At 70.7% G+C, this 23,246-nt stretch carries 24 protein-coding genes and 1 pseudogene; 9 read left to right on the top strand and 16 right to left on the bottom strand.

The annotated features are described in order from the left end of the window. Window positions 1-122: 122 nt before the first annotated feature. Window positions 123-1,508 carry a hypothetical protein gene (locus ABZ172_RS17510; RefSeq protein WP_356884667.1) on the top strand — a complete coding sequence of 462 codons (1,386 nt, stop codon included), beginning with the start codon at window positions 123-125 and terminating at the stop codon, window positions 1,506-1,508. Between the two features lie 102 nt (window positions 1,509-1,610). Here ABZ172_RS17510 and ABZ172_RS17505 read toward each other — a convergent pair. Together ABZ172_RS17505 and ABZ172_RS17500 are read right to left on the bottom strand one after the other, a co-directional pair. Then, window positions 1,611-1,804: pseudogene (locus ABZ172_RS17505) on the bottom strand (toxin); the annotation flags it as partial. Window positions 1,805-1,850: 46 nt separating this feature from the next. After that, a complete protein-coding gene (locus ABZ172_RS17500) occupies window positions 1,851-2,237 on the bottom strand; it encodes a WXG100 family type VII secretion target (RefSeq protein WP_356884610.1) in 387 nt (128 codons plus the stop codon). Window positions 2,238-2,465: 228 nt separating this feature from the next. On the opposite strand from ABZ172_RS17500, the gene ABZ172_RS17495 reads away from it, so the two are divergent. The 5 genes from ABZ172_RS17495 (at window position 2,466) to ABZ172_RS17475 (ending at window position 6,257) form a co-directional block, all read left to right on the top strand. Next, complete coding sequence (locus ABZ172_RS17495; RefSeq protein WP_356884609.1) at window positions 2,466-2,771, top strand: WXG100 family type VII secretion target; 306 nt, start codon at window positions 2,466-2,468, stop codon at window positions 2,769-2,771. Then, complete coding sequence (locus ABZ172_RS17490; RefSeq protein ID WP_356884608.1) at window positions 2,771-4,540, top strand: RNase A-like domain-containing protein; 1,770 nt, start codon at window positions 2,771-2,773, stop codon at window positions 4,538-4,540. The genes ABZ172_RS17495 and ABZ172_RS17490 overlap by 1 nt, the downstream gene beginning before the upstream one ends. 15 nt (window positions 4,541-4,555) lie before the next feature. Next, window positions 4,556-5,125 carry a hypothetical protein gene (locus ABZ172_RS17485; RefSeq protein WP_356884607.1) on the top strand — a complete coding sequence of 190 codons (570 nt, stop codon included), beginning with the start codon at window positions 4,556-4,558 and terminating at the stop codon, window positions 5,123-5,125. A gap of 162 nt (window positions 5,126-5,287) precedes the next feature. Then, window positions 5,288-5,587, top strand: coding sequence for an RNase A-like domain-containing protein (locus tag ABZ172_RS17480; protein ID WP_356884606.1), 300 nt, complete (start codon window positions 5,288-5,290; stop codon window positions 5,585-5,587). Window positions 5,588-5,600: 13 nt separating this feature from the next. Further along, window positions 5,601-6,257, top strand: a complete 657-nt coding sequence (locus tag ABZ172_RS17475) for a contact-dependent growth inhibition system immunity protein (RefSeq protein ID WP_356884605.1) — start codon at window positions 5,601-5,603, stop codon at window positions 6,255-6,257. A 198-nt stretch (window positions 6,258-6,455) separates the two neighbouring features. Here ABZ172_RS17475 and ABZ172_RS17470 read toward each other — a convergent pair whose 3' ends face one another. From ABZ172_RS17470 to ABZ172_RS17460, 3 genes are all read right to left on the bottom strand, one after another. Beyond that, the gene (locus ABZ172_RS17470) at window positions 6,456-6,650 is read right to left on the bottom strand and encodes a hypothetical protein (protein WP_356884604.1); all 195 of its coding nucleotides are present in this window, start codon (window positions 6,648-6,650) and stop codon (window positions 6,456-6,458) included. Between the two features lie 77 nt (window positions 6,651-6,727). Continuing rightward, window positions 6,728-8,071 carry a class I SAM-dependent RNA methyltransferase gene (locus ABZ172_RS17465; protein WP_356884603.1) on the bottom strand — a complete coding sequence of 448 codons (1,344 nt, stop codon included), beginning with the start codon at window positions 8,069-8,071 and terminating at the stop codon, window positions 6,728-6,730. Window positions 8,072-8,207: 136 nt separating this feature from the next. Then, window positions 8,208-10,259: an APC family permease gene (locus tag ABZ172_RS17460; RefSeq protein WP_356884602.1), complete on the bottom strand. Its 2,052-nt coding sequence runs from the start codon at window positions 10,257-10,259 to the stop codon at window positions 8,208-8,210. Window positions 10,260-10,704: 445 nt separating this feature from the next. Here ABZ172_RS17460 and ABZ172_RS17455 point away from each other — a divergent pair, with 445 nt between their 5' ends. Together ABZ172_RS17455 and ABZ172_RS17450 are read left to right on the top strand one after the other, a co-directional pair. Next, on the top strand, window positions 10,705-11,373 hold the full coding sequence (locus ABZ172_RS17455) for a TrkA family potassium uptake protein (RefSeq protein ID WP_205021562.1): 669 nt from the start codon (window positions 10,705-10,707) through the stop codon (window positions 11,371-11,373). Continuing rightward, window positions 11,373-12,050: a TrkA family potassium uptake protein gene (locus ABZ172_RS17450; protein ID WP_356884601.1), complete on the top strand. Its 678-nt coding sequence runs from the start codon at window positions 11,373-11,375 to the stop codon at window positions 12,048-12,050. Before ABZ172_RS17455 ends, ABZ172_RS17450 begins: the two co-directional genes overlap by 1 nt. 149 nt (window positions 12,051-12,199) lie before the next feature. Here the strand turns inward: ABZ172_RS17450 and ABZ172_RS17445 are convergent, their stop codons facing one another. The 8 genes from ABZ172_RS17445 to ABZ172_RS17410 all read right to left on the bottom strand — a co-directional run bounded on the left by ABZ172_RS17445 (window position 12,200) and on the right by ABZ172_RS17410 (window position 19,831). Then, the gene (locus ABZ172_RS17445) at window positions 12,200-12,979 is read right to left on the bottom strand and encodes a DUF3159 domain-containing protein (protein WP_356884600.1); all 780 of its coding nucleotides are present in this window, start codon (window positions 12,977-12,979) and stop codon (window positions 12,200-12,202) included. A gap of 3 nt (window positions 12,980-12,982) precedes the next feature. Further along, complete coding sequence (locus ABZ172_RS17440; RefSeq protein ID WP_356884599.1) at window positions 12,983-13,399, bottom strand: OB-fold nucleic acid binding domain-containing protein; 417 nt, start codon at window positions 13,397-13,399, stop codon at window positions 12,983-12,985. Window positions 13,400-13,470: 71 nt separating this feature from the next. Then, window positions 13,471-14,178 carry a response regulator gene (locus ABZ172_RS17435; protein WP_356884598.1) on the bottom strand — a complete coding sequence of 236 codons (708 nt, stop codon included), beginning with the start codon at window positions 14,176-14,178 and terminating at the stop codon, window positions 13,471-13,473. Between the two features lie 76 nt (window positions 14,179-14,254). Further along, on the bottom strand, window positions 14,255-16,801 hold the full coding sequence (locus tag ABZ172_RS17430) for a sensor histidine kinase KdpD (protein WP_356884597.1): 2,547 nt from the start codon (window positions 16,799-16,801) through the stop codon (window positions 14,255-14,257). A gap of 255 nt (window positions 16,802-17,056) precedes the next feature. Then, on the bottom strand, window positions 17,057-17,794 hold the full coding sequence (locus ABZ172_RS17425; protein WP_356884596.1) for an ABC transporter ATP-binding protein: 738 nt from the start codon (window positions 17,792-17,794) through the stop codon (window positions 17,057-17,059). Between the two features lie 153 nt (window positions 17,795-17,947). Then, window positions 17,948-18,718, bottom strand: coding sequence for a DUF3710 domain-containing protein (locus tag ABZ172_RS17420; protein ID WP_356884595.1), 771 nt, complete (start codon window positions 18,716-18,718; stop codon window positions 17,948-17,950). 1 nt (window position 18,719) lies between these two features. Further along, complete coding sequence (dut, locus tag ABZ172_RS17415; protein ID WP_356884594.1) at window positions 18,720-19,247, bottom strand: dUTP diphosphatase; 528 nt, start codon at window positions 19,245-19,247, stop codon at window positions 18,720-18,722. After that, window positions 19,247-19,831, bottom strand: coding sequence for a PaaI family thioesterase (locus tag ABZ172_RS17410; RefSeq protein ID WP_356884593.1), 585 nt, complete (start codon window positions 19,829-19,831; stop codon window positions 19,247-19,249). Before ABZ172_RS17410 ends, dut begins: the two co-directional genes overlap by 1 nt. A gap of 58 nt (window positions 19,832-19,889) precedes the next feature. On the opposite strand from ABZ172_RS17410, the gene ABZ172_RS17405 reads away from it, so the two are divergent. After that, window positions 19,890-20,345, top strand: a complete 456-nt coding sequence (locus ABZ172_RS17405) for a DUF3093 domain-containing protein (RefSeq protein WP_356884592.1) — start codon at window positions 19,890-19,892, stop codon at window positions 20,343-20,345. Between the two features lie 10 nt (window positions 20,346-20,355). Here the strand turns inward: ABZ172_RS17405 and ABZ172_RS17400 are convergent, their stop codons facing one another. The 3 genes from ABZ172_RS17400 to ABZ172_RS17390 form a co-directional block, all read right to left on the bottom strand. Beyond that, window positions 20,356-21,288: a hypothetical protein gene (locus ABZ172_RS17400; RefSeq protein ID WP_356884591.1), complete on the bottom strand. Its 933-nt coding sequence runs from the start codon at window positions 21,286-21,288 to the stop codon at window positions 20,356-20,358. A 12-nt stretch (window positions 21,289-21,300) separates the two neighbouring features. Then, window positions 21,301-21,597 carry a DUF4193 domain-containing protein gene (locus tag ABZ172_RS17395; RefSeq protein ID WP_003965732.1) on the bottom strand — a complete coding sequence of 99 codons (297 nt, stop codon included), beginning with the start codon at window positions 21,595-21,597 and terminating at the stop codon, window positions 21,301-21,303. 402 nt (window positions 21,598-21,999) lie between these two features. Beyond that, complete coding sequence (locus tag ABZ172_RS17390; protein ID WP_356884590.1) at window positions 22,000-23,241, bottom strand: ATP-binding protein; 1,242 nt, start codon at window positions 23,239-23,241, stop codon at window positions 22,000-22,002. Window positions 23,242-23,246 lie beyond the last annotated feature (5 nt).

Raw genomic sequence — 23,246 nt, 5'->3', positions numbered from 1 at the left:
CCGGTGAGCACACAGGCGGCACCGGCCGTCCTCGTACGCACCGGAATCTGACGGTTCGGTGACGCGCCCCGCCACACGGCACCCCCGCGCCCTCTCTTGCGTACGGTGCCGGTGTGAAGACCATGGACCGCACCGACCGATCCGTTCGACGGCTCCCCGCTCAGCGCGCCGGGCACCTCCGCGACGTGGCCGCCGCCGTGGCGGGCCTCCTGCTGGTCGCCGCTGCTGTGCTCGTCGGCCGGGCCTTCGACGACTCCGTCCGGGTCCTCGTGGTCCACTGGCCGCCGCTGCTCGCGACCTGGTACCCGCATGTGGGGCCCGGGACCTGGGCCGCACCCGTCGTCGCGACCGCCGTCATCGCCTACGGTCCCGTCCTCGCCGACCGGCTGCGCTGGCGTCAGCTGCTCCTCGGCTGCTACGTCGCCTCGCTCGCCTGGGTCTTCTCGCTCGCGCTGGTCGACGGCTGGGGCCGTGGGATCGCGGCACGGCTCACCACCAAGCACGAGTACCTGCGCGTCATCGGCCGTTTCGACGACATCGGCGCCGCCCTGCGCGGATTCAACGACCACATTCTGGTCGGCCCACCGGGCAACTGGCCGGCTCATGTCGCCGGGCACCCGCCGGGGTCCACCCTGACCTTCGTCCTGCTGGACCGCATCGGGCTGGGCGGCGGCGCCTGGGCCGGGGTCTGGTGCATCGTGACCGGTGCCTCTGCCGCGGTGGCCGTCCTGATCACCGTCCGCACGCTCGCGGACGAATACACCGCCCGCCGCGCCGCGCCGTTCCTCGTCCTCACTCCCGTCGCCATCTGGGCAGGCACCTCGGCGGACGGGTACTTCACCGCGGTGGCCGCCTGGTCCGTCGCCCTGCTGGCCCTGGCCGCGACCCGCAAGGGCCGCGGTGCCGCGGCCGCCGCGTCGGGCGCCGGCCTGCTCTTCGGACTGACCTGCTATCTCAGCTACGGGCTGACACTCGTCGCGCTCCCGCTCCTCGCCGTTCTCGTACTCGCCCGTACCGCCCGGCCGGTCCCCCTCTTCCTGCTGGGGTCCCTGGTGGTACCGACGGCCTTCACGCTCGCGGGCTTCAACTGGTGGGAGGCGTACCACCTGCTCGTCGAGCGCTACTACCAAGGTGCGGGAGGCGTCCGCCCGTACTCCTACTGGGTCTGGGCCAACCTCGCCTGCACGGCGATCGCCGTCGGACCGGCAACACTCGCAGGCCTGCGCCGAGCCGCGGCGGGCGCCCCCGGAGCAGTACGCGCTCTGCGCACGGGGACCACGGCTCCGGCGGAGCGCCTGGTACTGCTCGTGTCGGCGGCGCTGCTGGCCCTGCTGGCAGCCGATCTGTCGGGCATGAGCAAGGCGGAGACGGAACGGATCTGGCAGCCCTTCATGCTCTGGCTCCTCCCGCTCGCCGCGCTCCTGCCCAAACCGGGCCGACGGATCTGGCTGGCGGCCCAGGCCTGCGTCGCCCTCACGATCGGCCATCTGCTCTGGACCGGCTGGTAGCCCTGGCCCTGACGGTTCCAGCCTCGACTGCGCGAGGCCGGACCCGGTGCGCAGGACCGGACGCGCGTGTACCCGGTCCGTCCGTCGTCGTGTGTGAGGAGACGGGGGCGGGGCGGTACGGGCGCTGACGCCGTCGAGCCGCAGAGAGACAATGCGCTCGTCACCTCGATCAACGTGTGAGTGCGGGCGACGGAGTGCAGCAGCGCCGCCGCCTTCTCGTGCAGCGTGGGACAAAGCTCGGCCCCGGACACGTGGGTCCGGGGCCGTTCGATCACAGACACCGGACGCCCTACGTCACACGCTGCGCCTCGTGCCGCCGGAGCGAGGGCGTCACCCCTCGCTTCAGAGGTCTTGCAGGCGACTGCGCGGCGGCTGGTCCGACGGCGTGGACAGGGCGTCCGCGGCTGCTTCTGTATCGATGTCGACCTGGACTCTGCGGAACTGTTCAAGAGTCTCGAGCTCTTGATCCGTGAAGCCCCCTTCACTCAGACGAATGGCCTCCGCCAGGAATTGAACGGTCTGCCCGATGCGAACGGCATCCTCCGCGGCACCGCGGTGGAGCGATCGATAGGACGTGGCAGTGGGGCCCTGCCAGCCGGTCTCGATGCCGTCAACGATCTGGTCCATACGCTTGAACTGCTTGCCGAGATACTCGTGCATGTCATCCAGATCGTCGGCCAGTTTTTTCAACTGCGAGGATGTGTAAACGAGTTTGGGCTCATCACCCATGCCGGTCCCCCACGTTCGAACCTGTGTTGCAAGCCGACCGACTCTAGCAACCCGGACACGATTTCACAGCTGAAGGGCATCACGCCCACGCGCACCCGTATCTCTCCTGCCGCTGGGGGGCCAGGCCCCGAACTGGGCAGGTGTGCAGTCGCTCCCGGTGCCCGCACCGGACTCCGCTCAGGTGATGAGTAGCATCGTCGACGACTGCTTCTAGGGGGGATCAGTACCGTGCCGGACGAAGACCGCATCACCGTTGATTTCGCTGGCCTGCAGCAGCTTTCGGGTGACCTGGAGGACATCCTCCGCGTCCTCAACGAGAAGCTGGACACGTTGTACGAGCGGACCGCCAAAGCCGTCCTGAGCTGGGACGGTGAGGCACGCGAAGCGTTCATCGACGAGCTGGACAAGTGGAGTCACTCCGCCGGCGACCTCAAGGCGACCCAGGCCTGGCTCCACGAGGTCGTGGTGAAGGGACACCTCAACTACGCAGCGGCCAACAGGTCCGTACTCGAAGGCTGGGGAGGCGGTGCCTGATGGCCGGTCCTTCCTCACCCGCCCAGCCGCCGGGCGGCAGCGGCACCATCGACGTCAAGCCGGGTGACCTCTGGTCGGTCTCCGGTCGGGTCGCCGCGCAGCAGGACGTCCTGGTACGGGGCGCGAAGACACTCCTCGATGAGCTGGGCAAGTACCCCGATGCAGGCGGTGCCGGCACCGAGGCCGAGAAGTTCGCCCAGGCGTACAAGAGGATCGGCAATCGCTGGCTGGAGGTCTGGGGCCGGTCCGTGCTCAGCGTCGGCGGTGTGGCAGTCGGGTTCACCGAGACGGCCAACGCCTACACCAGGGCAGATGTGGCGGCCCATCCCAAGCCGGGGAAGACGGCCGAGCAGCGCCCGCGGCCCGCGGTCATCGACAAGGCCCCGAACTTCGACTCGGTACCCGACATCAAATGGGGCGACGACGACGGCGGCGACGACATCCTGCGCGGCCTGATGGAGGGCATACCCGAAATCGTCCGGGACGTCCTCCAGCCGCTGTGCAAGAACGTGTTCCGGATCGGAAGGGTGGCGGACGTCCACCCCTTCCCCCAGCAGCACTACCTCAACTCCCTCTGCCACAGCTGGATGAACGTATCCATCACCGCGTCGTTGGGGGCGGACCAGCTCACCCAGGCTGTGGGTGCCATCACCAACCACCAGCAGGCCGACTGGGAAGCCGCGATGCGGACCTTCTGCAGCGCCCTGTGGGGAGGGACGGCCTGGGGGCAGCAGCGGCACGGCTACCAGTGGGGGCAGACCGCCAACTCAGGTCCGGGCACACCCCGCGTCCCCACAGGCAGCGAGCCCGTCCTGGCCGTACTGAAGGACACGGCGGACAACATCGCCACCATCCTGCGCGAATACGCCGAGGCCGCCGTCGACCTCAACCGCGACGTCGCGGACGAGCTCCACCGCGCCATGTGGCAAGCCGCCAAGGAGATCATCGAAGATCTCGCCAAGCCCAAGGACCCCAAAAGCATCCTCGGCACCGTCACCTCCGTGATCGGCAAGGGTGCGGGCCTGATCCTGTCGTTCGACGTCAAGACGGTACTGAACATCGACACGAGCAAGCTGAACGGGATCGTCGACAAGTACACCGGCATCCTGGGGGGCCTCACCACGCGCACGGAGGCGCTGAGGGAGCCGCTGGACGAGGCATTCCGGAGCGCCCCCAAGTTCGAGGCCGGTGTCGCCCGTGCGCACGGCTTCGGCGCGCGGGCGTTGGAGGAGTTCAAACACGAGCAACGGTGGACCGAAGCGGGTTCCAACGGCAATCACACCTTCGACCTCGCGAGTAATGAGTACCTGGGAGGCGGCCACACTCTGGAGAAGCATGTCGGCAAGACCGACGAGCAACTCGCCCAACGCTTGCGCGACCAGGCCGACGACAACAACAACTGGCCCGAGCGACGCAGACCTACGATCGGTGGTTCGTCGTCCTTCGAGAACCTGGCCACCGCACAACGGCTGACGGAACACAACCTGCGGACGAAGCAGACCGAGATCGATGCTTGGCTGGCCACCAACCCTCCGGAGGGGAAGACCCAGGCTTTCACGAGCCCGGCCCCGAACGGAGAGGTAAGCGGCCGGTACGTATCCAAGCAACCCACTCCGGACGGGGCAGGCAACACCATTCCGGGCACCGGGTACAAGGACCATGGACTCAACGCATCGGCGATCGATGTGAGGAATGTGAATACGATTCTGAAGTACGATTCCAGACTCGATCCGCCCTACATCATCCTCACGTCCATGCCCGCCCCGTGACCGACCGGAAGCCTCATGCCGCCTATCGACAGCACTGTCTGGGACGCCACGCTGGAACGGCTCCTCGACGACGTGTACACCTTCGCGGGCACGGGGCCCCGGCGGGACGAGGACTGGGCGCGGGACGTCCTCGCCCTCATGGACCGGTCGGTCACCGACCCGCGAGGCTGGCGAACGCTGGAGTGGCAGATCGACAAGGAGGGACGTGAGAACGTGCGCCCTTCCTTTCCGTTTCTGCCGCTCACTGCCGAGCAGGTGCACGCGTGGACGTATCCGGTCCCGGCCGCTGCCGCCGCTGAGCTACTCGCTTCGTTGAGTCAGGAGTGGTTCTTCGAGGGACACCCCGTCCGGACACGCCCAGACCGGGACGAGGTGCTGGCCGACGCCCGGATGCTGCTCAGTCGGTTCGGTGCCGACGCCGCCTTTCGTACCTCCTCCGACTTGGCCAGGACCTCCGCCTCGCCGGACTTCCTCGCCGATGACCTCGCCGGCGGCAGGGCCTTCACCGACTATGTGATGGATCTCGGGCTGATCGCCGTGAGCGCGGACGAGGTCGGAGTCTTCTGGTCGTTCAACGCGAACTGAAATCACGCACAGACACGGTCCGACGGCCGGGCTGACGCGTTCCGGGACACCGGCCGATACTTCGACCGAGTTCCCGGACGAACCGCCGGCGATGGCGCGCACGATCGTCACACCTTACGGCAACGCGTAGCTCCTGAGCAGGCGATTTGAGAGGATGCCCCCGTGCTGACCCGTTCCGCTTCCTATCCCGACCGGGAGACCGCCCAGTGGGCCACCCAGCAGGTGGTGACCGCCAACGAGCAGGCCATTCACCGCTGGCTCGCACAGAACACCCGGGCCCGCCTCACCGTCGAGGCCGCCTGGCCGTCCCGAGAGGAGCCCGTGGGCCGGGTTCAGCTGGAGGGCGACCTGCTGGCCGGGCGCGGGCCGGTCGATGTCCGCGCGGCGCGCGTGGTATTGCGCCGCGAGCCGTCGAGTCCGCTGGGCTTCGTCGTCCACACGACCGTCCCGTTCTACCTGTAGGGGCCACACGCACATGTCCATGAAACCCCTCGAACACGACCGGCGGTACGGCGAGCTGGACCAGGTGATGCGCGCGTATCTGGGACAGCCGGCCGATGACACCCCGGAGCGGCGCAGCCGTGCCCTGGACGCGTATCTCCGTCATACCTGGCACACCCGCCCTTCGGCCGTCGCAGAGGCGGAGCGCCAGCTGCGCGAGTACAGCCGCAATCCACCCGGCCGCATCCGACAGGAGCTGGGCGAGTTCTATTCGATCCCGGACACCGGAAAGCCCCAGGCGGACATCGGCGACTGGCTGATGGTGCTGGCCGACCACCTGAAGAGAAGCATCGAGGAGGGCGACGTCCCGGAGCCGTCGTCCCCGCAGACCCATTGGGAGTGGCACGCGCGTTTCCCGGAGACCGCGCAACTGCTGGGCGGCTGGTTCTCCCAGGACATCGTCGACGAGTTCCCCGGCCACGACGACGCCGTCGCCGACTACGCCGACGCCACCAACCCGCAGCTGGCCGCCCGTCTCGTGGGTGAACTCCACGAGTTGCTCGCTCTCCCCCTGGACGAGGGGGACTACGCCCTGGCTGCCGCCGAACTCGGCATGGAGGTGGGCCCGCCGGAACCGTTCTCCCACGGCGCCTGGTTCCAGTCGCTGGCGGCGACACTGTCCAGCGCCTGAACCGGCTGGACGACGAGGGACGGGCGCTCCACAGCACGAAAGTGGACCATTACGCAGGGCGCGGGCCCCACCCCTGGGCCGGGCCCGGGCCAGCACTTGCGAGGCTCCACACCGTCGGTGCCCGAGCAGGCGGCTGACCTTTCTTCGACCTTACGGGCGATAGCGAGAATCTCGTCGATCTGATGCAGCGGACCTCGGTCACTTCAGGTAGTCCAAGATCTCCGCATCGCTGTCCATCAGCTCGGCCAGAACGTCATCGGCCTTCAGCCCGACCAGGTCCTGGGAATCACGAATGGCCTCGATCACAAGCTCCTGCTTGCCGGGGCCCTCCCGGCGAGCATGCTCGGCGGGCTTGGCGCCAAGGTCATCGGGGAGTCGGAGTCTCATCGCCATACAGCCGTGATAGAAGGCCGGCATCCGCGCGCGAGGCGGTTCCGGCCACTCGAGATCATGGACCACGAAACCGCAGGTCAGGCGCCCTTCTCTGCAGGCTCCAGAATCGCCACGCACTCCACATGATGGGTCATCGGGAACAGGTCGAACGCCCGCAGCGTCCGCACCCGGTACCCCCCGTCCCGGAAGTAGGCGATGTCCCGGGCCAGCGCCGCCGGGTCGCACGCCACGTACGCGATGCGGCGCGCCCCCAGCGCGACCAGTTGCTTGACCGTGGCCTTGCCGGCGCCCGCGCGCGGCGGGTCGAGGACGATCAGGTCGCACTCGGTGATGCCCGTGCGCGGCAGGACCTGGTCGACCTTGCCGTGCTCGATGCGGACCCGGTCCAGGTCCTTCAGGTTGTGACGGGCGTCCTCGACCGCGCGCTTGCCGGACTCGATGCCGAGCACCGCGCCCTTCTCGCCGATCCGCTGGCCGATGGCGCCCGCGAACAGGCCGACACCGCAGTACAGGTCGAGCGCCGTGTCGTTCTTACGGGGCAGCAGGCCCTGCATGACCGCCCGGACCAGGGTGTCCGCCGCCTGCGGGTGCACCTGCCAGAAGCCGCCCGAGCCGACGCGGTACGTGCGGTCGTCGGCCCGCTCGCGCACGAAGGCGCGGCCGTGCACCCGGTGGACGCCGCCGTCCTTCTCGTCGACGCGCATCACGGAGACGGGCTTGTCCAGCTCGACCAGCGGGAGCCTGCCGCCCTCTCGCGGGGTGAGGATGACCTGGCGGTCGTGGGAGCCGGTGGCCGCGATGGCCTCCACGGTCGCCATCTGGGGCCAGTCCTGCTTCTCGACGCCGAGCTCGGAGACGCCCGGGGCCGCGATCATGCAGTGGTCGACCGGCTGCACCTCGTGGGAGCGGTGCTTGCGCAGTCCGACCAGGCCGTCCGCGTCGACCGCGTACTGGACGCGGGTGCGCCAGGCGGGGACCTGGCCCGGCGGGAGCTTGTCGCCCTCGGCCGGCATGACCGTGCCGTCCCAGCCGGCCTCCTCGGGGGTGAGGCCCGCGAGGCGCTGGAGCTGCTCGGCGATCACCTCGCCCTTGAGGCGGCGCTGGGCACCCGGCTTGGCGTGCTGCCAGTCGCAGCCGCCGCACTTGCCGGGGCCGGCGTACGGGCAGGGGGCCTCGACCCGGTCCTTGGACGCCTCGATGACCGTGACCGCGTCGGCGCGCAGGAAGCGTGCGCCGGTCTCGCCCTCGGTGACCCGTGCGACGACCTTCTCGCCGGGGAGGGTGTGGCGCACGAAGAGCACCTGGCCCTCGGACGTACGGGCGATGCAGTGGCCGCCGTGGGCGACGGGGCCGACCTCGACCTCGTACTCCTGGCCGATCAGCGACTCCCCGGCCTGCGACGACGTGGATGCGTTCTGCATGAGGGGGTGGCTCCAGAGATCGGGATGAGAGAGGAGATGAGGGAGGAAGCCGGAACGGAATACGGGAAACGGCCGACAACAGCCCACCAGTCTACGTGGGCGGAGGCCGGCCGTTCACCTCGGGCGGAGCGCGGTGTCAGCCCTTCGGGCCGGGTTCCCTGCTCTGCCGCCGTTCCACGGGGCCCCGGCGCACCGATCCCGGCGCGGTCCAGTCCGCGCGCCTGCGGGCGCGCACCTTCGCGGCCTCGGAGGACTCCAGCTGGTAGGGCACCGAGGTGACCATCACGCCCGGTGTGAACAGCAGCCGGCCCTTCAGCCTGAGGGCGCTCTGGTTGTGCAGCAGGTGCTCGTACCAGTGGCCGACGACGTACTCCGGGATGTAGACGCTGACCACGTCGCGCGGCCGGTCCTTGCGAAGGCTCTTCACGTAGTCGATGACCGGCCGGGTCACCTCGCGGTAGGGCGAGTCGAGGATCTTCAGCGGGATGTCGATGCCGCGCCGCTCCCAGTCCTCCCGGAGCGCCTTCGTCTCCGCCTGGTCGACGCTGATCGACAGCGCCTCCAGCTGGTCGGAGCGCACCAGCTTGGCGTACGCGAGGGCGCGCAGCGTGGGCCGGTGGAGCTTGGAGACCAGGACGATCGAGTGGACGCGCGAGGGGCGCATGCCCTCGTCGGGGCGGGTCTCCGGGGCGGCGATCTCCTCCGCGACCCGGTCGTAGTGCCTGCGGATCGCGGTCATCGTGCCGAAGAAGATGACCATGCCGAGCAGTGCGACCCAGGCGCCGTGGGTGAACTTGGTGGCCAGCACGACGACCAGGACCAGGCCGGTGAAGAACGCGCCGAAGGTGTTGATCGCCCGGGAGCGGACCATGTGCCTGCGTGCCGCGGGGTCCCTCTCGGTGCGGAGGTGGCGGTTCCAGTGCCGCACCATGCCGGTCTGGCTGAGCGTGAAGGAGACGAAGACACCGACGATGTAGAGCTGGATGAGCCGGGTGGAGTCGGCTCCGTAGATCCAGACGAGCAGGATGGCGGCTCCGGCGAGGAGCACGATGCCGTTGGAGAAGGCCAGCCGGTCGCCGCGGGTGTGCAGCTGGCGCGGCAGGTAGCGGTCCTGGGCGAGGATCGAGCCGAGGAGCGGGAAGCCGTTGTAGGCGGTGTTCGCGGCGAGGAAGAGCACCAGGGCGGTGGCCGCCGCGAGGAAGACGAAGAAGAACGTGCCGTCGCCGAAGACGGCTGCGGCGACCTGGGAGATCACCGGGTCCTGGGTGAAGCCGGCGCCGACCGGGGAGCCGTTGTGGATCAGGTCCTTCGCCGGGTTCTCGGCCATCTTCACGTCGGTGGCCATGGCGAGGCCGATGATGCCGCAGAACATCGTGACGGCGAGCAGGCCCATCGCGGCGAGCGTGGTCGCGGCGTTCTTGCTCTTCGGCTTGCGGAAGGCGGGGACGCCGTTGCTGATCGCCTCGACGCCGGTGAGCGCCGCGCAGCCGGAGGAGAAGGCGCGCAGCAGCAGGAAGACGAGGGCGAAGCCCGCGAGTCCCTGGTGCTCGGGCTTGATCTGGTAGTCCGAGGTGGGGGCGTGCATGGTGTCCCCGAGGGCGAGTCCCCGGAACGCCCCCCAGAGGATCATCGCGAAGACGCCGGCCACGAACAGGTACGTCGGGATGGCGAAGAGCTTGCCGGACTCCTTGACGCCGCGGAGGTTCATCAGGGTCAGCAGGACGATGGCCCCGATGGCGCAGGAGGTCTTGTGCTCGACGACGAAGGGGATCGCGGATCCGAGGTTCTCCACGCCCGAGGAGATCGACACGGCCACGGTGAGGACGTAGTCGACGAGGAGGGCGCTCGCGACGGTCAGTCCGGCCTTCGGGCCGAGGTTGGTGGTGGCGACCTCGTAGTCGCCGCCGCCGCTCGGGTAGGCGCGGACGTTCTGCCGGTACGAGGCGACGACGGTGAACATCAGGACCACGACCGCGACCGCGATCCAGGGGCTGAAGTGGTACGCCGACACGCCCGCGATGGACAGCACGAGGAGGACTTCTCCGGGTGCGTACGCAACGGAGGACAGGGGGTCGGATGCGAAGACGGGGAGCGCGATGCGCTTGGGGAGGAGCGTCTCCCCCAGCTTGTCGCTGCGCAGCGCCCGGCCGATCAGGATCCTTTTGGGCACGTCGGTCAGTTTGGACACGGTGAGGATCGTAAGCGCTGCCGGGACACGCCGCCGAGGCACCACCCCCTCGGCGCCCGGAAAACCTTCATAATCCCCCGCCTCCACCGCAAAAGTCCATGGAATCCTTAACGAAATCCTTGCGGTACGGGAGGGTCGGGGGGCGGCTGAGGCGCCCGGTGCACCGCCGCGCCGCCCGTCCCGCATGTCCGAGCCCCCGGCCCGCGTCCGGTGGTGGCCCCGGGGCTGGGGGCTCCGCACCGGGGGTGCGGGGCGTCCCTTTTGCCGTTCTGGCCGCGGGTTGCGCACACTCGGATGAGGCGGTGGGGACGGCGCCGCATAAGCTCGTCCACGGGCAACGCGCGAGGCGGTTGCCCCGTTGTCTGCCCCGCAAGCGGAGAGAGAAGTGTGAGCAGGGTGTTTACGCAGGTCATCCGGACGACCAGGACGGCGAGGTAGGCGCGAGGTGCACATCGTCATCATGGGCTGCGGGCGCGTGGGTGCCGCCCTCGCCCAGACCCTGGAGCAGCAGGGGCACACGGTCGCGGTGATCGATCAGGACCCCACGGCGTTCCGCCGGCTCGGTTCCGGTTTCGGCGGCCGTCGGGTCAGCGGGGTCGGCTTCGACCAGGACACCCTGCGTGAGGCGGGGATCGAGGAGGCCGGCGCGTTCGCGGCGGTCAGCAGCGGCGACAACTCCAACATCATCGCCGCCCGGGTGGCCCGCGAGATGTTCGGCATCGAGAACGTCGCGGCGCGCATCTACGACCCGAAGCGCGCCGAGGTCTACCAGCGTCTCGGCATCCCCACCGTCGCGACCGTCCGGTGGACGGCGGACCAGATGCTGCGGCGGCTGCTGCCGTCCGGGGCCGAGCCGCTGTGGCGCGACCCGAGCGGTGGTGTGCAGCTGGCCGAGGTGCACACCACGCCGTCCTGGATCGGGCACAAGATCAGCACGTTGCAGGAGGAGACGGGGGTCCGCGTCGCCTTCCTCACCCGGTTGGGCGAGGCCATCCTGCCCACGTCCCAGACGGTTCTGCAGGAGGGCGACCTCGTTCACGTGATGATGCGTACGGACGAGATCGCGAAGGTCGAGGAGGCCTTCGCCGAGGGTCCCGAGGAGGGCGGTCACTGATGCGCGTCGCGATTGCGGGGGCCGGTGCGGTGGGGCGTTCCATCGCGGCCGAGCTCCTGGAGAACGGTCACGAGGTCCTGCTGATCGACAAGGCGCCCACCGCCATCTCGGTGGAGCGGGTCCCGATGGCCGAGTGGCTGCTCGCGGACGCCTGCGAGATCACCTCGCTCGACGAGGCGGCGCTCCAGCGGTGCAACGTCGTGATCGCCTCGACGGGCGACGACAAGGTCAACCTGGTCGTCTCGCTGCTCGCGAAGACCGAGTACGGGGTCCCGAGGGTCGTGGCGCGGGTGAACAACCCGAAGAACGAGTGGCTGTTCAACGAGTCCTGGGGCGTCGACGTCGCGGTGTCCACCCCGCGTCTGATGTCCGCGCTGGTCGAGGAGGCGGTGAGCGTCGGCGACCTGGTCCGGCTGCTGCGCTTCAGCCACGGTGACGCCAACCTGGTCGAGCTGACGCTGCCGCCGGAGTCGGCGCTGGCCGGGATCCGGGTGAGCGACGTGGCCTGGCCGGAGGACACCTCCCTGGTCACGATCATCCGCGGTACCCGGGTGCTGACGCCGAGTCCCGAGGAGACGCTGGAGGCAGGCGACGAGCTGCTGTTCGTGGCCGCGCAGGCGCGCGAGGAGCAGCTGGAGGACCTGCTGTCCGTCCGCCGCGAGCCCGCCGGGGACTGAGCGGGACAGGACGACGCGTGGGGCCCCGGACCGTTGGACAGGTCCGGGGCCCCACGCGTCACACGGGTCGCCCGTCCGGGGAGTGCCGCCCCGTCGTGCGGGCGGCCGGTGGGCCGGGACCGGAGCCCCGGCCCACCGGCCGCAGTGCGTCAGAGCTGGAGGCCGGAGTCCCGGCGGGCCTCCGCGGCCGGGGTGTCGGCGGCGGCCTTGCGGGCCTTCTCGGCCTGTTCCTCCGCCTCCATCTCGGCGAAGACGTCGATCGGCGGCGGCGCCTTGGCGAGGAAGACCCAGGTCAGGTAGACCGCCAGCAGGAAGGGCGGGATCTTGAGCGCGACCAGGACCCAGCCCAGCTGTGCGGTGTCCGCCCACCAGTACAGAGGGAAGAGGATGGCGCACTTGGCGAGGAGGATCAGGCCCCAGGCGTAGCTGGCCTTGGCGTACGCCTTCTTGCGGCCGGGGTTCCTGGTGCGCCAGGACAGGTTCTCCTTGAAGACCGGGCCGAGGATCAGTCCGATCAGCGGCACGCCCGCGAGGGTCGTGACGAGGTAGGCGAGGGCCAGCCCGAGCGTGTAGAGCATGCCCGGCAGGTAGAAGGCCTTGGCGTTGCCCGTCATCTTCGCGAAGAGCACACCGAACGCGACGCCGAAGACACCGCTGAAGGCGTGCTTGACGGTGTCCTTGCGGATCAGCCGTACGACGACGAGGGCCAGCGAGACGGCCAGGGCCGCGACGGCCGAGGCCATCAGGTTCTTGTTGATGGTGAAGACGGTGACGAAGAGCAGCCCGGGCAGGACTGTCTCCACCATGCCGCGGACACCTCCGAACGCCTCGAAGAGCGCGGCCTCCGTGACGGCCTTCGCGTCGGCGTCCTGCTGGTCGGTGCGGTGGTGCTGGTCCGTGTCGGACGTCGGCTTGTCGAGAGACGTCACCGGCTACTCCTTGCCGAGCGGTCGGAGTTCGTATTTGGGGTTGAACAGCACCCGGCGCCCGTGGCTCATGGCCACGCGACCCGACGCGATGAGCTTGCGCCCCGGCTCGATGCCGACGATCGAACGCCGGCCCAGCCAGACCACGTCGAGCGGCGCGGTGCCGTCGAAGAGCTCCGCCTCCAGGGCGGGCACTCCGGCCCGCGGACGCAGGGTGACGGTCCGCAAGGTACCAGTGACCTTGACGATCTGGCGGTCTGAGCATTCGGAGATGCGCGTGCAGCCCGAGGCGTGCGTGTCCTCCTGGAGCTCCTCGGACTCGAGGTCCTGCTGGGAGCTGGCCAGCCGGTCGAGCATGCGGCGGAACCGGCCGGACGGCCTGTCCGGCCTGCCGGGCTTCTCGAATCGGGGTACGGCGCTCATACCCGAAGGGTACCGGTCCCGTGTGGTACGGGCGGGCCGGGACGGATGCCACTCGAACGAGTGACCCGCGATCACTCCGGAACGGACCGTCCGCGTTCGAAGCGGTAGCCCATGCCGGGTTCGGTGACGAAGTGGACCGGGTGCGAGGGGTCCGCCTCCAGCTTGCGGCGCAGCTGGGCCATGTAGACGCGCAGGTAGTTGGTCTCGGTGCCGTAGGACGGGCCCCAGACCTCCTGGAGCAGCTGCTTCTGGCTGACCAGCCGCCCCGCGTTCCGCACGAGGACCTCCAGCAGGTGCCACTCGGTGGGCGTGAGCCGCACGTCGCGGCCCTGGCGGTGGACCTTCTTCGCCGCCAGGTCGACGGTGAAGCCCTCGGTCTCGACGATCACCAGGTCGTCGCCGCCGTCCTGGCCCACGGGTTCCGCACGGCGGACGGCGGCGCGCAGCCGGGCCAGCAGCTCGTCCATGCCGAACGGCTTGGTGACGTAGTCGTCGGCCCCGGCGTCCAGGGCCTCGACCTTCTCGTCGGAGGTGTGCCGGGCCGAGAGGACGAGGATCGGCACCCGGGTCCAGCCGCGCAGTCCCCGGATCACCTCGACGCCGTCCATGTCCGGCAGACCGAGGTCGAGGACGACGACGTCGGGGTGGCGCGCCGCCGCGAGCTGCAGGGCCGTCGCCCCGTCCGGTGCCGCGTCCACCTCGTACCTGCGCGCCTTGAGGTTGATCACGAGGGCGCGCACGATCTGCGGCTCGTCGTCGACCACGAGCACCCTGGTCATCGCGGACCTGCCTTTCGGAAGTGGGGGTACGGGGCGGGGGCGTGCCCCGGAGGACGCGCGGAGCGTGCCGGGGTCCTCATGAGCCGATGCTGCGGACGGGCGGTACGGGACCGGCCCGCACCTGCCCCGGCGCGGCGGTCAGGGTGAGGACCATGGTGAGGCCGCCACCGGGGGTGTCCTCGGCGTCCAGCGTGCCGCCCATGGACTCCACGAAGCCGCGGGCGACCGCGAGGCCCAGGCCGACGCCGGCGCCGCGCGGTGCGTCGCCGTAGCGCTGGAAGGGTTCGAATATGCGTTCCTTGGCCTCGTCGGGGACTCCGCGTCCGCGGTCGGCCACCCGCAGCTCGACCCGCTCCCCCAGGGCGCTGGCGGCGACCGTGACGCGTGCCTGGCCGGGGCTGTACTTGACGGCGTTCTCGACGATGTTGGCGACGGCCCGCTCCAGCAGCCCCGGATCGACGGCCACCATGGGCAGCGTCTCGGGGATGTCCAGGTCGACGCTGCCCTCCGGCACTCCCCCGAGGGCCATCGGGACGACCTCGTCGAGGTCGAGCTCGCGGATCAGCGGGGTGACCGTGCCGGTCTGCAGGCGCGACATGTCGAGCAGGTTGCCGACCAGGTGGTCCAGGCGGTCGGCGCCGTCCTCGATGGCCGCGAGGAGCTCCGCCTCGTCCGCGTCGGACCAGGCGACGTCGTCGGACCGCAGGGAGCTCACGGCGGCCTTGATGGCGGCCAGGGGGGTGCGCAGGTCGTGGCTGACGGCGGCCAGCAGCGCGGTCCTGATCCGGTTGCCCTCGGCGAGCCTTCTGGCCGCCTCCGCCTCCCCGACCAGGCGCTGCCGGTCGAGCACCACGGCGGCCTGCGCGGCGAAGGCGCCGAGGACCCGGCGGTCCTCGGCGGGCAGTACGCGGCCGGACAGCGCCAGTGCCATGTGGTCGCCGACCGGCATGTCCACGTCCGCGTCGTCGGGCCGGGCCACCGGGGCGGGGCCGACGGCTCCGGCGCAGGTCCAGGGCTCGACGTCGCTCTGCCGCTCCAGGAGGGCGACGGACTCCATGCCGAAGGTCTCGCGGACCCGGTCCAGCAGGGCGTCCAGCGCCGTCTCGCCCCGCAGGACGCTCCCGGCCAGGGTGGAGAGGATCTCGGACTCGGCGCGCAGCCGGGCCGCCTGGTGGGTGCGGCGGGCCGCCAGGTCGACCACCGAGGCGACCGCGACCGCCACCGCGAAGAAGATCACGATGGCGACGAAGTTCTCCGGGTCCTGGACGGTCAGGGTGTGGGTGGGCGGCGTGAACCAGTAGTTCAGGAGCAGCGAGCCCGCGGCGGCCGAGGCGAGCGCGGGCGCCAGCCCGCCGAGCAGGGCGGCGGCGACGGTCATGAAGAGGAAGAGCAGGACGTCGTTGGCGAGCCCCGGCCCGTTCTCCATGCCCTGCAGGAGCAGCGTCAGGAGGGCCGGCCCGCCGACGCCGGCCAGCCAGCCCGAGATGATCCGGGTGCGGCTGAGCCGGGCCCCGCGGGCGATGGGCAGCCCGCGCCCCTTGGCGACCTCCTCGTGCGTGACGATGTGCACGTCGAGGTCGGGGCCGGACTCGCGGGCGACGGTGGCGCCCACCCCGGGCCCGTAGACGTACTGCCAGGTCTTGCGGCGGCTGGAGCCGAGGACGATCTGGGTGGCGTTGACGCCCCGGGCGAACGCGAGGAGCGCGGAGGGTATGTCGTCGCCGATGACGTGGTGGAAGGTGCCTCCGAGGTCCTCGACGAGGGTCCGCTGGACGGCGAGCTCCTTGGGCGAGGCGGAGGTCAGTCCGTCGCTGCGGGCGATGTACACCGCGAGGATCTCGCTGCCGGACCCCTTGGCGGCCATCCGGGAGGCACGGCGGATGAGCGTGCGGCCCTCGGGACCGCCGGTCAGTCCCACGACGATGCGCTCGCGCGCCTGCCAGGGCGCGCTGATGTCGTGCTCGCCGCGGTACTGCTGGAGGTATTCGTCGACCCGGTCGGCGACCCAGAGGAGCGCCAGCTCGCGCAGGGCGGTGAGGTTGCCGGGGCGGAAGTAGTTCGACAGGGCCGCGTCGACCTTGTCGGACTGGTAGATGTTGCCGTGGGCCATCCGGCGCCGCAGCGCCTGGGGCGACATGTCGACGAGTTCGATCTGGTCGGCGCGCCGGGCGACCTCGTCGGGGATGGTCTCCTGCTGGCGTACGCCGGTGATCGACTCCACCACGTCGCCGAGGGACTCCAGGTGCTGGATGTTGACGGTGGAGACCACGTCTATGCCGGCCTTGAGGAGTTCCTCGACGTCCTGCCAGCGCTTGGCGTTGCGGGAGCCGGGCACGTTGGTGTGGGCGAGCTCGTCGACGAGCGCCACGGCGGGCGCCCGTTCCAGGACCGCGTCGACGTCCATCTCCGAGAAGACGGCCGAGCGGTGCTCGATGTCGCGGCGGCGGATCTGCTCCAGGCCGTGCAGCAGCACCTCGGTGCGGGGCCGGCCGTGGTGCTCCACGAACGCGACGACGCAGTCCGTGCCGCGCTCCACCCGCCGGTGGGCCTCGGACAGCATCGCGTGCGTCTTGCCGACGCCGGGCGCCGCACCCAGGTAGATCCGAAGCTTGCCGCGTGCCATGGCCCCATTGTCTTCTCTGAACCGGCCGCCGCCGATACGGGAGCCGCTCTCGAAGCTACCCCGAAGAAATCCGGCATATGGGGTCAGGGCCGGACGTGGGGACCGTCTTGACGGGATTCTGATGCGGGCGGGCGGAGCCGCCGCGCGCCGGCGGGGCGGCGGCGAGCGGGCCGGGGACCGCCGTGCGGGCCGCCGGGACGCCGGGGTCCACGGTCCCGGCCGCGGTCATCCGTGGTCACCGGTGGCCGTCCGCAGTCATCCGTGGTCGATGATGCGCCCGTCGGCGAGTTCGAGCACCCGGTCGGCGAAGCCCAGCAGCTGGGGGTCGTGGGTGGCGACGAGGAGGGTGACGCCCTCGCTGCGGACGACGGCCCGCAGCAGCTGCATGACCGCGAGGCCCGTCTCCGCGTCGAGCTGCCCGGTGGGCTCGTCGGCGATGAGGAGGGCGGGGCGGTTGGCGAGCGCGCGGGCGATGGCGACGCGCTGCTGCTGGCCGCCGGACAGCTCGCCCGGGCGCTGCCGGGCGTGGTCGCCGAGGCCGACCAGGGAGAGCAGCAGGGCCACGCGCTCCTCGCGCTCCCGGGGGTCGGCCTTCCGCAGGCGCATGGGCACCCCGACGTTCTCCGCCGCGGTCAGGATCGGGATCAGGCCGAAGGACTGGAAGATGAAGCCGATCCGGTCCCGGCGCAGCTCCAGCAGCCCGTCCTCGTCGAGGCCGGAGAGGCCGGTGCCGCCGACGGTGATGCGGCCGGCGTCCGGTGCGTCGAGGCCGCCGACGAGGTTGAGCAGGGTGGTCTTGCCCGAGCCCGAGCGGCCCTTGAGCGCCACGAGCGCACCGGCCGGGATCTCGAAGGAGACCCCCCGCAGGGCGTGCACGGCCGCGGCGCCGGTGCCGTACGAGCGGTGCACGTCCTCGACACGGACCATGGGGTCGCCGGCCGGTCTCCCGGCAGGGGCTGCCGCGGCGCTCCGGCCGTCGGTGCTCGCTGTCATCGCTCTCCCCCGTGTGTACGCGTGCGTGCGGGCCGCTCCCGCGGCAGGCGCCAGTATGGGCGCGGGACACCCGGTGAGGCAACGGAAGAGGCCGGTGGGCCGCACCCCGGCGAGGGGTGCGGCCCACCGGCCGGACGGAGCAGGGGTGCGCGGTCAGCGCACCTCGGTGGTCTCGGGCCCGCGCTGCAGCTGGCCCATGCCGCCGGAGAACTTCGAGTTCTCCTGGTCCTCCTGCTGGACGCCCTCGGGCACCATCTGGGCGTCGTTGGGGAGCTTGAGGACGATCGGGTCACGCGGTGCCATCGGGCCGTCGCCCCGGACGACGACGGTGTCCCGGAAGATCGTCTCCAGCAGCCCGGCGGCCTCCGGCTGCACGGCGCCCTGGCCGGAGATCACTCCGCGCAGGAACCAGCGCGGTCCGTCGACGCCGATGAAGCGCACCAGCTGGACGCCGTTCTTGCCGTCCGGGAGCTGTACGGGGACCTGGGCGCGCAGTTCCCAGCCCAGCGGGCCCTCGACCTCGTCGATGACTCCGCCCTGCTGGGTGATGCCCGAGGCGATCTCCTCGCGCACCTCGCCCCAGATGCCCTCCTTCTTGGGAGCGGCGAAGGCCTGCAGCTGGACCGCGCTGTCGCGCAGCACGACGGTGGCCGCGACGATCGCGTCACCGGCGACCTCCACCCGGAGCTCCATGCCCTCGACCCCGGGCACGAAGATGCCGCCCAGGTCCACGCGGCCCTCACCGGGCTGCGAGACCTCGGAGATGTCCCACGGCCCGTCGGGGCGGGGGGCCGGCGGGAGGTTCGTGCGGCGCGAGCCGTTCTCGGCCCCGGTGCCGTCGAGCTCGTCGGCGACCTGCTCGGCCTCGCGCGCTTCGTCCACCGTGTCCTCGGCGGAACCACTGTTCTTGCGACGTCCGAACACGTCAACGTCCTTCCCGGTCGGATACGACCGAAGCGTAGCTGTTCCCACCCTGGGTGTGACCGCCCGTGACACCGTCCACCGCGGCGTGACCGCCGGTGGATCCGAAGCCCCCCTCGGCCCGTGCCGAGCCGGGGAGCTCCGTCACCTCGTGGAAGCGCACCTTCTCGACCTGCTGGACGACCAGTTGGGCAATCCGGTCGAACCGTTCGAATCTCACGGTCTCGCGTGGGTCGAGATTGACCACGATGACCTTGATCTCTCCACGGTACCCGGCATCGACCGTCCCCGGGGCGTTCACGAGGGCCACTCCGCAGCGGGCCGCGAGGCCGGAGCGGGGGTGCACGAAGGCGGCGTAGCCGTCGGGCAGCGCGATCGACACCCCGGTGGGGAGTACCGCCCGTTCACCCGGGGCGAGTTCCGCGGCCTCGGTGGTGACCAGGTCCGCACCGGCGTCGCCGGGGTGCCCGTAGGCGGGGAGCGGCACGTCCGGGTCGACCCGGCGGATCAGGACGTCGACGGGAGGGCGCATCAGGGGTTCACCTCGAAGGCGCGGGCGCGCCTGATCTGGTCCGGGTCGGACATGGCGGCCCGGATCTCCTCCGGCCGGCCGTTGTCGATGAAGTGGTCGACCTTGACCTCGACGAAGAGGGCTTCCGCGCGGACCGCGACGGGCCCCTCGGGTCCGCCGGTCCGCCCCGTGGCCCGGCAGTAGATCTTCCTGCCGTGGACCGCGGTGACCTCGGCCTCCAGGAACAGCACCGTGTCCACCGGCACCGGCAGGACGTAGTCGGTCTCCAGCCGTCCGGTCACCGCGATGACCCGCAGCAGCCAGCTCAGCGCGCCGAGCGTCTCGTCCATCGCCGTGGCCAGGACACCGCCGTGCGCCAGTCCCGGGGCCCCCTGGTGGGCGGCCTTCACGGTGAACTCGGCGGTGACGCTCACACCCTCTCCGGCGGTCGCCCGGAGGTGCAGCCCGTGCGGTTGTCCGCCGCCGCAGCCGAAACAGTGTTCGTAGTGGGAGCCGAGCTCCTCACCGGGGGCGGGGGCGTCAGGATGGCGGACGGGCTCCACCGCGTCGGGCGGGGGTGTCAGACGTGCAGATGTTCCACTCACAGCCGCAGACCTTACCCGCGCGGCCGACCGCGGGGCGCGCCGTGCCAAGCTTGCTTCCATGCAGCCTTCCGCACCCCCCTTCGACGAACGTCTCACCGCGCCCCGGTCGTGGTGGCTCATCGCCTTCGGGATCGGCGTCGCGTGCGCGCTGGTGTTCCTGCCGCTCGGCGCCCTGCCCATGCTCGGCGGCCTGGTGGCCGGTACGGCCGCGGCGTGCGTGGCGGTCAGCTCGTACGGATCGGCCCGCATCCGCGTGGTGGCGGGCGCGCTCGTCGCGGGGGACGCGCGCATCCCGCTGGAGGCGCTCGGCGAGGCCGAGGTGCTGGACGGGGAGGAGGCCCGCGCCTGGCGCTCGTACAAGGCGGACCCGCGCGCCTTCATGCTGCTGCGCAGCTACGTCCCGACGGCGGTGCGGGTCGTGGTCGCCGATCCGCAGGACCCGACGCCGTACGTCTACCTCTCCACCCGGGAGCCGCAGGCCCTGGTGGCGGCTCTGGCGCCGGTGCGCGCCTGACGCGGCGAGGTCAGCGGCCGGGCCCGTCCAGCCCTTCGGGGAGCTCTGCGGCGGGTCTCACCGGCTGTTCCAGCGGCGGGAGCTCGGGGAGGCGGTCCCAGGGGATCCCCTGGCGCCGCAGGTCGCCTCTGACCCGGTCGGCGAGCTTCGCGGTGTCCCGCCGGTTCATCACGGCGCCGACGACGGCACCGATCATGAACGGGATGAGGTTGGGCAGGTCGCGCGCGGTGCGCTTCATGATCTGCTGGCGCAGCTCGCGCTTCATCTGTCCGCCCAGGGCCGCGTTGAGCGTGGTGGGGCGGGTGACGTCGATGCCGCGCTCCTCCGTCCAGGACGTGAGGTACGCGGTGCTGCGCTGGCCGAGGTTGCCCGGGGGACGCAGGCCGTAGACCTCGTGGAGCTCGGCGACGAGCTTCAGCTCGATGGCGGCCACGGTGGTGATCTCGGTGGCCAGCCCGGCGAGCAGGGCCGGCGGGACCGGCATCATCGCCGCGGCGCCGATGCCCGCGCCGACGGTGGCCGTGGAGTTGCAGGCGCCCGCGACGAGCTTGTCGGCGAGCTCTTCGGGGCCGAGTCCGGGGAACTGCCCGCGCAGGGTGCGGAGATCCCGCACGGGGACGCGCGGGGCGAGGTCGATGATCCGGTCGGCCATCATGCCCAGGACGGCCACGGCGCCGTCTCTGCTCCTGGTGACGCCTCGTCTCAGTGCGTCCAGGCGTCCTGAGCCCTTCTCCGGCCCGGGGGGCGGATCGGTGGGTACCGCTTCGAGCGAGGCCGGGAGGCCCCGCTCGTCGTCAGGTGTGCTGCCGGGAGAGGCGGGCAGGGCGGTCCGGTGCTCGGCTGCGGGGTTCTCGCCCCGGGCCGGGTCCGCGCCGCCCTGATGTGCCTCCGACGACTTCGTGCGCCGCAAGCGCCGCTTCCGGAACGGGGTGTCGCCTGCCACGGCCGGCCGGCCTCAGTCGCAGTCGCGGCAGATGGGCTGGCCGTTCTTCTCGCGCGCCAGCTGGCTGCGGTGGTGCACGAGGAAGCAGCTCATGCAGGTGAACTCGTCGGCCTGCTTGGGCAGGACCCGCACGGCGAGCTCTTCGTTGGACAGGTCCGCGCCGGGCAGCTCCAGTCCTTCGGCCGCGTCGAACTCGTCGACGTCGACGGCGGACGCCGTCTTGTCGCTCCGGCGTGCCTTGAGCTCCTCCAGGCTGTCCTGATCGACGTCGTCGTCGGTCTTGCGTGGGGTGTCGTAATCCGTTGCCATGTCGCTCTCCCCCTCATGGGTGTCTGCGGTGTCTCAGCGCACGTAACGCGTGAGAGGCCGGACTTGTGCCCGACCTGAGGCGGAGATTTTGCCTCACATCAAGGTCTGTTACTCAATCGACACCCAACCGGATCCCTCGTGAGCGATCAGCTTGGGTGGCGATGGGGACCGTACACGGTCCGATCGTTGCTGTTCACGGGCGCCACCCCGTGTACTTCCCGTGATATCGCCCCCTGAAAACCCGGACGTTTCCCGGCTTTCGGGCAGAGATGTGATCACGGAGAGTAGAGAGCGAAAACCGCTGCTGTGATCGATCACACAGGGACAGAACGGAAACAGAGTTCTAAAATTCCGCCCAAAGCGAACAGAGCGATCCATTGCGGCCTCACACCGCGAAGCCTCTCAGACCGGCAGGGTGACGCGCATCACGAGACCACCGCCCTCACGAGGCTCCGCGATGATACGGCCTCCGTGCGCCCGCGCGACGGACCGGGCGATCGACAGGCCGAGTCCGACGCCCTTGTCGCTCCCCGTGCGCTCCGTCCGCAGCCGCCTGAACGGCTCGAAGAGGTTGTCGATCTCGTACGCGGGCACCACCGGCCCCGTGTTCGAGACGACCAGCAGGGCCTGCCCGTGCTGGAGCTCGGTGGTGACCTCCACCCAGCCGTCCTCCGCCACGTTGTAGCGCACGGCGTTCTGCACCAGGTTGAGCGCGATGCGCTCCAGGAGGACCCCGTTGCCCTGGACGACCGCGGGAGCGCGCTCCCCCAGGATCCGGACGCCCCTCTCGGCCGCCTCCGACCTGGCCTGGTCGATGGCCCGGTCCGCGACCTCGGCGAGGTCCACCGGCTTCCGCTCCACGATCTGGTTGTCGCTCCGTGCCAGCAGGAGCAGCCCCTCCACGAGCTGCTCGCTGCGCTCGTTCGTCGCCAGGAGCGTCTTGCCCAGCTGGTGGAGCTCCGGCGGGGCCTCGGGATCGGAGAGGTGCACCTCCAGCAGGGTGCGGTTGATCGCGAGGGGCGTGCGGAGCTCGTGCGAGGCGTTGCCGACGAACCGCTGCTGGGCCGTGAAGGCCCGCTCCAGCCGGTCGAGCATCTCGTCGAAGGTGTCCGCGAGCTCCTTCAGCTCGTCGTCCGGGCCGTCCAGCTCGATCCTGCGGCTGAGGTCCGTGCCGGCCACCCTGCGGGCGGTACGGGTGATGCGGCCCAGGGGGGAGAGCACCCGCCCGGCCATGGCGTAGCCGAAGGCGAAGGCGATGATGCTGAGCCCCACGAGCGCGAGCAGCGCCCTGTTCAGCAGGCTGTCGAGGGCGTGCTGGCGCTGCGCGGCGGTGCAGTCCTTGATCGTCTCGTTGAGCTGGGTGTTGTTGAGCGCGGAGCCCAGCTGCGGGCACATGTCGCTGGAGATCTGCACGTTCGTGCCCTTGACCTGGAACTCCAGCCCGCCGGCGTCGTGCAGCGCCTGGGCGGCCAGCATGTAGATGATCGACAGCAGCAGGATGCCGGCGATCAGGAACATGCCGCCGTACAGCAGCGTGAGCCGTATCCGGATGGTCGGGCGCAGCCAGGGGTACGGGGACTCCTGGGGCTTGGGTTCCCAGGTCGGCTTCGGGGGTGCCTTCACGGGCGCCGGGGAGGCTGCCATCACGC

It is taken from the genome of Streptomyces sp. NPDC006296 (assembly GCF_040613235.1).
Taxonomy (GTDB): Bacteria; Actinomycetota; Actinomycetes; order Streptomycetales; family Streptomycetaceae; genus Streptomyces.
Note: the sequence above shows the minus strand (reverse complement) of the source record. Positions and strands in the feature narration are given on the sequence as shown.